Source organism: Hyphomonas sp., assembly GCF_013823385.1.
Lineage (GTDB): Bacteria > Pseudomonadota > Alphaproteobacteria > Caulobacterales > Hyphomonadaceae > Hyphomonas.
On sequence record NZ_PNMA01000089.1, the window covers coordinates 1 to 3,371 of the forward strand.

Genomic DNA, 3,371 nt, shown 5'->3' on the forward strand with positions numbered 1-3,371 from the left:
CTTAAATCGGCAAGTAAGCGTGCGAATTCGGTCTTTCCGGTTCCCGGCGGACCATAGAGGAGGATCGAAACCTTGCCGTCGGCTGCGACAAGCGCTTTTGCGATTTCGCGCTGCGCACCGATGTGGTCGAAGTCGCGCCAACGAAGGGTGGAGCGCGGGGCCGAGGGCATCAGTTGCCGCGCAAGCCGTGATGGAGGCGAGTTCGACCTGGCGATGCGCTCCAACAGCTGAGTGCCTACGAACTCGCCGTCCCTGTCGTTGTCGATAAGCCCGCACCGTGACAATCGCTCGCCAGCGCCAAGCCGATCTTCGATTTCGCCCGCGAGAAGTCCAGTCAGATAGGCAATCCTCAGCGCGGTTGGCCTTGCTCCCTCGCCCGGCAAGGCATGTAACAGCTTTCGCCAGGCATCGTGAATGGCGCACCGAGCAAGTGCGTAGATAATTGTCTGCTCTCTCACATCGAGTTCGAACGTCTCGGCAAGCCAAGCGATACGACGATCGAAAGGTGTAGCTGCCGTTCGCTGCTTAGGCTGATACCGCGCTACCAGTTCGCCCAGCAGCATCCCGTAGCCGGACGGAGCAAGGTCGTGCCAGGTTGCAATCTCTTCCTCAACAGGCTCCGGCCCGCAGATGTAGTCGAACCATATGTCGAACAGCTGCTTACCGTGGTCACGCAGCTGCGCGCCATTCAACTGGCCAACGGCAGTGCACCATGCTTGGGCGAAGGCTGCCGCATCGGACGACCTCACGAAGGAGCTACGCTTGGAGGAAGGGGGACCGGGGATCTGCGAGAGAAAGCGCTTAAGGTTCATGCGCCTCGAATATGGTCATGCTGCGACAAAAACGGTCGTTCCTATAATCGGTCGAGCGATTTGTGCTTCACGCAGCCACCCCTCTGAGTAATACAAGCGGTGTTTCAACAAGAAGGGTCGTATAATGCAGTCTGTCAGCCAAGCTGTTTTCCAGATGCCCGCGGACGTGCTCGACGCATCGGGCGCGATCTTCTATTCCGCTCCGCCAGCATTCGAGGGGCACCATCCGGTTTACATCCTTGGACTGAACCCGGGCGGAAGCCCAGAAAAGCAGCCGGAGAATACCGTCCGCCGCAATTTCGAGAACTGGCAAAGGCAGGCTCAACCTTACTCGTCATATGTGGACGAGGTTTGGGGTGGCACGGTTGCAGGTGCACATGGCATGCAGCCCCGTATCCGTCATCTTGCCGAAGCTCTGGAAATCGACCTTCGCCTCACGCCTGCGAGCAACGTCGTCTTCATTCGCAGTGCAACCGAGGCCAAGCTCGAGGAAAACAAGAGCGAGTTACTGGATGCCTGCTGGCCGGTGCATGAGGCGGTAATCGAGAACCTTGGTTGCCGGGTCATCATTTGCCTTGGTGGCACAGCAGGGTGGTGGGTTCGGGAACGTCTCGGTGCGGACGAGCAGTGCGATTGCTTCAAGGAAACCAACCGGCGCGGTTGGACGAGTGTCGCCCATCGATCGCAAAATGGGATCTTCGTCTGCACCCTCACTCACCCGGGACGTGCCAACTGGCGAAATGCTCAGGCCGACCCATCGGCGATGGTCAAACGGGTTCTGGAAATGGCGGGATCTTGATCCACTTGACGGCCGAAGCCGCAGATCGATTGGTTACGCCATTGCAGTGCCTGCCAAAGCCCGCGCCACGGCGACCATCGCCCAGGTATCGCGCGCGCAATAAGCCTTGAGCGCTTCTTCCAGCGCCTCGCGCCGCAGCGGGTCACAGGCCGGGTCCGCAGCCTCGAGCCACGCGGTTTGCGCATCGCCCCCATACTTTACTTCAAGCGCGCCGTAATCGAGATCGGCAGCGATGGTTGGCAGCACGGCCTTGATCGACCAGCTGCCGCGCTGGTCGCGGTGATACCAGTGGTTGCGGGCGACGGGCAGCAGATCGACCGTGGCTTCGGCCATAGCTTCGAGCCTTGCGGTAAGGTCGGGAAAGGCCGCCGCAAGGTCACGGAGCACCCGCCGCTCGAACGCCGCGTTGTAGGCGATGATCGTCGCGCCCTCGGGTATGTGTTCGACCAGCGCTTCAGCGCAGGCGCGGCGCGGGTCGCTGCCGTCGCAGCTCAGGAATTCGTGGTGCGTCATGCGCCCGCCGCGCCGCTCGAGATGGAGCGAGAACTGGAACGGGATCTGCTGGTATGGGCGCGTGCCGAGCCAGCGCGGGATTGCCGGAGCGATCGTCTCGAAGTCGAGCCAGGCACGCGGCCAGCCCCAGTGCTCCATCGCCCTGCGCGCGCCTTCGGCATCGTGGAACGGCTTGCCGTCGCGCGTCGCGGCAAGGATGCGGGCATGGCGATCATTGAGATCGCCCTCGGACAGATCGAGCAGGTCCGCGATGCCGTTTTCAAGCCAGCGCTTGCCGCCGCCATTGGGCAGCACCGTCACCGGCCACTCCGGTCCCGGCGGCAGGTGGCGGCTGCAATAGGCGGAAAACTCGCATGGGAAAGGCGAGGCGCAGTGGTCTCCCATCTCGCGCTCGGGTTCGGCACCTGAGAGCACCGCGCGCGCCTCGGCCACCAGCGCGTGGCGCGTGGCGATGGTCGCCTCTAGCTCGCCCAGCAGATCGGCGTCGGTGAACAGCCCGCGATAATCGCCCTCGCGCGTCAGCACGAAGCTGGTGTCGATATGACGGATGCTGGCGCGTTGCAGATTGATGCCTGCCTCGCGCAGCACCCAGACCTGCGTTGCGAGATCGCCGCGGTGGTAGTCCTTGACCGAACCAGAGCTCTTGACCTCGGCCGCTGCCCAGCTTCCGCCTTCGAGCTTATCGAGCACATCAACCCGCACCAGCACGCCATCGTGTTCGAAGGTCGCCTCGAAGATCGGACCCGGATGGCCCCCTGCGATAAGCGATGCGGTCGTGGCCAGCGCTGCCGTCAGGTTCGGCGCATCGACCATGAAGCCGCCCGGATGGAGCGCGCAGGCGATCGCCCCCACGTCATTGCCGGTCGCAAAGCGCGCCTCGGCGCCCGCATCCTGCTCGGCGAGTTCGGGACGATGGGTCGCCAGCCACAGCCGCTTGGGGCATTGCTCGAAGGCTGTGATTTTCGATTTGGAGAGGCCGAAACGGCGGGTGCGTGTTTGCGTCATGCCGCGATTCCTACAACCCCATCACGACAGAAATGGTCGTTCAATCCTCGATGACCGGATAGAACAGAGCTGTTCAGGCCTCCCCTCAATCTCTACGCGAGAAGCGCTACGATGGTCATCATAGCGTTCGCAACAACTGGAGATGCTGGCCTGCGCTTAACCTTCAGGGCGAGTGTCCGCCGAATTAAGCAAATGCTGTTTCCTGCCATTCCGGTTTCCACCCACACCCGGTCATTCAGGAC

The 3,371-nt window shown here is 62.2% G+C and carries 3 protein-coding genes; 1 reads left to right on the forward strand and 2 read right to left on the reverse strand.

Annotated elements, in window-relative coordinates:
- A partial coding sequence (locus C0456_RS19810) for an ATP-binding protein (RefSeq protein ID WP_291056198.1) occupies positions 1-812 on the reverse strand: 812 nt, incomplete at its 3' end.
- 124 nt (positions 813-936) lie between these two features.
- Here C0456_RS19810 and C0456_RS19815 point away from each other — a divergent pair.
- Positions 937-1,611: a hypothetical protein gene (locus tag C0456_RS19815; protein ID WP_073973229.1), complete on the forward strand. Its 675-nt coding sequence runs from the start codon at positions 937-939 to the stop codon at positions 1,609-1,611.
- Between the two features lie 33 nt (positions 1,612-1,644).
- Here the strand turns inward: C0456_RS19815 and C0456_RS19820 are convergent, their stop codons facing one another.
- Complete coding sequence (locus C0456_RS19820) at positions 1,645-3,129, reverse strand: DUF2779 domain-containing protein (RefSeq protein ID WP_073973230.1); 1,485 nt, start codon at positions 3,127-3,129, stop codon at positions 1,645-1,647.
- Positions 3,130-3,371 lie beyond the last annotated feature (242 nt).

Coding starts and splice junctions, on each gene's coding strand:
- C0456_RS19815 (WP_073973229.1), top strand. CDS start 937: ATGCAGTCTGTCAGCCAAGCTGTTTTCCAGATGCCCGCGGACGTGCTC.
- C0456_RS19820 (WP_073973230.1), bottom strand. CDS start 3,129: ATGACGCAAACACGCACCCGCCGTTTCGGCCTCTCCAAATCGAAAATC.